We start from the raw sequence: 3,546 nt of genomic DNA, 5'->3' as shown, positions 1-3,546 counted from the left end.
CGTCGGTGCCGCCGGTGGCCCCCTCCGGGCCGGCGCCGCGCAGCCGCTCGTTCGGCAGGGCGAGGGTGAGCAGCACCGCCACGATCGCGATCAGCCCGGTGGTCAGGAAGACCAGGTGCAGAGACTCGACGAACGCCACCTGGACCGCCGCGCGGACCGGGGCGGGCAGGGCCAGGATCGTCGCCGGGTCGTCCACCGACACTCCCGCACCACCGGTCGGACCCACTGCCGCCCGCTGCTCCGGGGAGAGTCGGGCGACCGCCGCGGGCAGCCGGTCGGACATCTCGGCGGCCAGCCGGGCGGAGAGGACCGCGCCGAGGATGGCCACCCCGAAGGAGCCGCCGAGCGACCGGAAGAACGTCGCCGACGAGGTGCCGGCACCCAGGTCCCGCAGTGAGACGGAGTTCTGCACGGCGAGGACCAGCGACTGCATGCAGAGTCCCAGCCCCACGCCGATCACCGTCATGAACCCGAACGCCACCCACAGCGAGGTGTCCACCTGCAACCGGGTGAACAGCAGCATGCCGACCAGCAGCACCACCGAGCCGCTCACCGGAAACCACTTGTACCGGCCGATCCGGCTCATGGCCCGGCCGGTCAGCACCGAGGTGACGATGATGCCGGCCATCATCGGCAGCATCAGCAGACCGCTGCGGGTCGGTGAGGCGCCCTTGACGATCTGAAGGTAGAGCGGGATGAAGATGATCGACCCGAACATCACCAGACCGAGCACGAACCCGGCGCCGTTGGCCAGGGCGAAGGTGGCGCTGCGGAACAGTCGCAGCGGCAGGATCGGCTCGGCCACCCGGCGTTCCTGGAGCACGAAGGCGACGGCCAGCACCGCACCGGCGACGAAGAGGCCGATGATCGCCGCCGAGCCCCACGGGTAGGTGTTGCCGCCCCAGCTCAGCGCCAACAGCAGGCTGCTCACCCCGGCGACCAGCAGCAGAGCGCCCAGCCAGTCGATCGAGTGCTTGCGGCGGGTGAAGGGCACCAGCCGGATCACCCGCGAGCAGACCACGATGGCGAGGATCGCCAGCGGCACGTTCAGATAGAAGATCCAGCGCCAGTTGGTCTCCGCGAAGTACCCGCCGACCAGCGGCCCGGCCACCGATGCGATCCCGAACACCGCACCGAAGACGCCCTGGTAGCGGCCACGGTCCCGAGGCGAGACCACGTCCGAGATGATGGTGAAGGCGAGCGTGATCAGGCCGCCCGCACCGAGACCCTGCACACCCCGGGTGACGATCAGTTGGGTCATGTCCTGGGAGAGACCGGCTAGCAACGAGCCGAGCAGGAACGTCCCGATCGAGAACAGGAACACCGGACGGCGTCCGTACAGGTCCGCCATCTTGCCGTACAGCGGGGTCGAGGCCGTGGAGGCGAGCAGGTACGCGGTCACCACCCAGGAGTAGTGACTGATCCCGCCCAGCTCGCCGACGATGGTGGGCAGGGCGGTCCCGACGATGGTCTGGTCGAGGGCGGCCAGCAGCATGCCGGTCATCAGGCCGAACATCAGCAGCCGGAGCTGCCCCTTGCTCAGCACCGGCTCCGGGTGGCTCTCCGTGGTCATTGCGCCCGTTTTCCCGTACCACCGGAAACATGCCCGGGACGGACGAAGCCGGTCCGTCCGGAGCCCTGGCGGGCGTGTCGGGCGGACCGGCCACGGGTGGTGCCGGTGGTCGGGTCAGTGCCGGCCCTCGGCGAACTCCTCGACGATCGTGGCGCAGAAGGCCGGCAGATCGTCCGGGTTGCGGCTGCTGACCAGGCCGTTGTCGGTCACCACCTGCTCGTCCACCCAGGTCGCGCCGGCATTGGTCAGGTCGGTACGCAGACTCGGCCAGCTCGTCAGCCGGCGGCCCCGCACCACGTCCGCCTCGACCAGGGTCCACGGGCCGTGGCAGATCACGCCGACCGGCTTACCGGCGTCGAAGAACGACCGCACGAAGGCCACCGCCGCCGGGTCGGCCCGCAGGAAGTCCGGGTTGGCCACCCCACCGGGCAGCACCAACGCGTCGTACCGGTCGGGGTCCGCCTCGGAGACGCTGACGTCGACGTCGTACGTCTGGGACGGGTCCAGGTGGTCGAAGGCACGGATCTGGCCCGGCTTGATCGACACCAGCTCGGCGGTGGCACCGGCCTGCTCGACCGCCTCGCGCGGCTGGACGTACTCGACCTCCTCCACACCGTCGGTGGCCAGGAAGGCGACTCGCTTGCCCTGCAACGTGGCTGCCATGCTGCATCTCCTCTCCATGGGTCAGTGGGAAACCTGCCCGGCCCCGAACGCCCGAAACGCCCCGAGGTGCGTGACCCAGCCCGCACCGGCCGCCGGTCGGACAGGTTTGACCCGGAGCGGCAAGGGGATCCGCCGGCATGGCACGAGCAGCAGCGGAACAGCTCCGGCTCGCCGACGTCGTGCAGAGCTGGCTCGGGCGCCCGGTCCTGGTGATCGGCGACGCCATGCTCGACGAATGGCGGTTCGCCGACTCCGACCGGCTGTGTCGGGAAGCCCCGGCCCCGGTCCTCACCCTGCGGCGGCGCATCTCGGCGGCGGGCGGCGCGGCCAACACCGCGGTCAACGTCGCCGCCCTGGGCGGCCGGTCGGTGCTGGTGGCACCGGTCGGCGCCGACGTGGCCGGCGACGAGCTGCACGACTGTCTGGACCGGGCGGGCGTCTGGGACCGGACCGTCAACCAGCCCGGCCGCCCCACCCCGGTCAAGCGGCGGATGCTGGCCGGCGACCAGATCCTGCTCCGCGAGGACTCCGGCGACCCGGACGACCCACTCACCGACGTGGGCGTGGACTGCCTGCTCACCGCCCTCGACTGCGCGACCGAGGAGCTGCGGGCCGCCGCCGGGGGCGCGGCTCCCACGCTGGTGATCTGCGACTACGGCCTGGGTGCCCTACCTGCGCCGGTACGCGCCTGGCTGGTCGCCCATCGCAGCCGGTACGCCACCGTCGCGCTGGACGCGCACGACCTCGCCGACTGGCGTGGCCTCGCCCCGACCGTGGTGACGCCGAGCTTCGCCGAGGCGAGCCGGCTGCTCGCCCGTGCCGGTACCGCCGGGCTGGCCGCCGCCGACACCCCGACCGACCTGCACCTGGAACACCCCGAGATGGACCCGGGCGACGGACCCTCGGAGCTGACCGTGGGCACCGCCCCGGGCGGGTTGCGGCGCACCGACGGACCGACCGGTGAGCCCACCCCGGGCGAGAGCCGGGTCGCGATGACCCGCGACGGGCTCAGCGTGACCGGCACCGGGGTGACCGTGAACGCCGACGCCGGAGCCGGTGTCGACCGGGCCGTCCTGGCCCGGTCCCGGCTGGCGGAGTTGCGCGCACACACCGGCGCCGACGTGGTCGCGGTGACCCTGGACACCGACGGTGCGGTGGTGGGCGGTGCCGAGGGAGAGCCCGCCCGCAGCCACAGCACACCCGTACCGGCCAGCCACGCGGTCGGTGCCGGTGACGCGTACCTGGCGACCATGACGCTCGCACTCGCCGCCGGCGCGCCGCTGCCGACCGCCGCGCAGCTCGCCCACCTC

General features: G+C 72.4%; 3 protein-coding genes. 1 reads left to right on the top strand and 2 read right to left on the bottom strand.

The window, feature by feature from the left end; translation table 11 throughout:
* Both EYA84_RS28835 and EYA84_RS28830 read right to left on the bottom strand, forming a co-directional pair.
* Nucleotides 1-1,573, bottom strand: a 1,573-nt coding sequence (locus EYA84_RS28835; protein WP_131057133.1) for an MDR family MFS transporter, incomplete at its 3' end; no start/stop codon positions are given.
* Nucleotides 1,574-1,687: 114 nt separating this feature from the next.
* A complete protein-coding gene (locus tag EYA84_RS28830; RefSeq protein ID WP_131057131.1) occupies nucleotides 1,688-2,236 on the bottom strand; it encodes a type 1 glutamine amidotransferase domain-containing protein in 549 nt (182 codons plus the stop codon).
* Nucleotides 2,237-2,373: 137 nt separating this feature from the next.
* Here EYA84_RS28830 and EYA84_RS28825 point away from each other — a divergent pair.
* Nucleotides 2,374-3,546, top strand: a 1,173-nt coding sequence (locus EYA84_RS28825; protein WP_236146014.1) for a bifunctional heptose 7-phosphate kinase/heptose 1-phosphate adenyltransferase, incomplete at its 3' end; no start/stop codon positions are given.

The sequence above is a fragment of the Verrucosispora sp. SN26_14.1 genome (genome assembly GCF_004307965.1).
Lineage (GTDB): Bacteria > Actinomycetota > Actinomycetes > Mycobacteriales > Micromonosporaceae > Micromonospora.
Note: the sequence above shows the minus strand (reverse complement) of the source record. Positions and strands in the feature narration are given on the sequence as shown.

What these genes read in the sequence shown, in the direction of transcription:
- EYA84_RS28830 (WP_131057131.1), bottom strand. Translation starts at nt 2,236, where the DNA reads ATGGCAGCCACGTTGCAGGGCAAGCGAGTCGCCTTCCTGGCCACCGAC.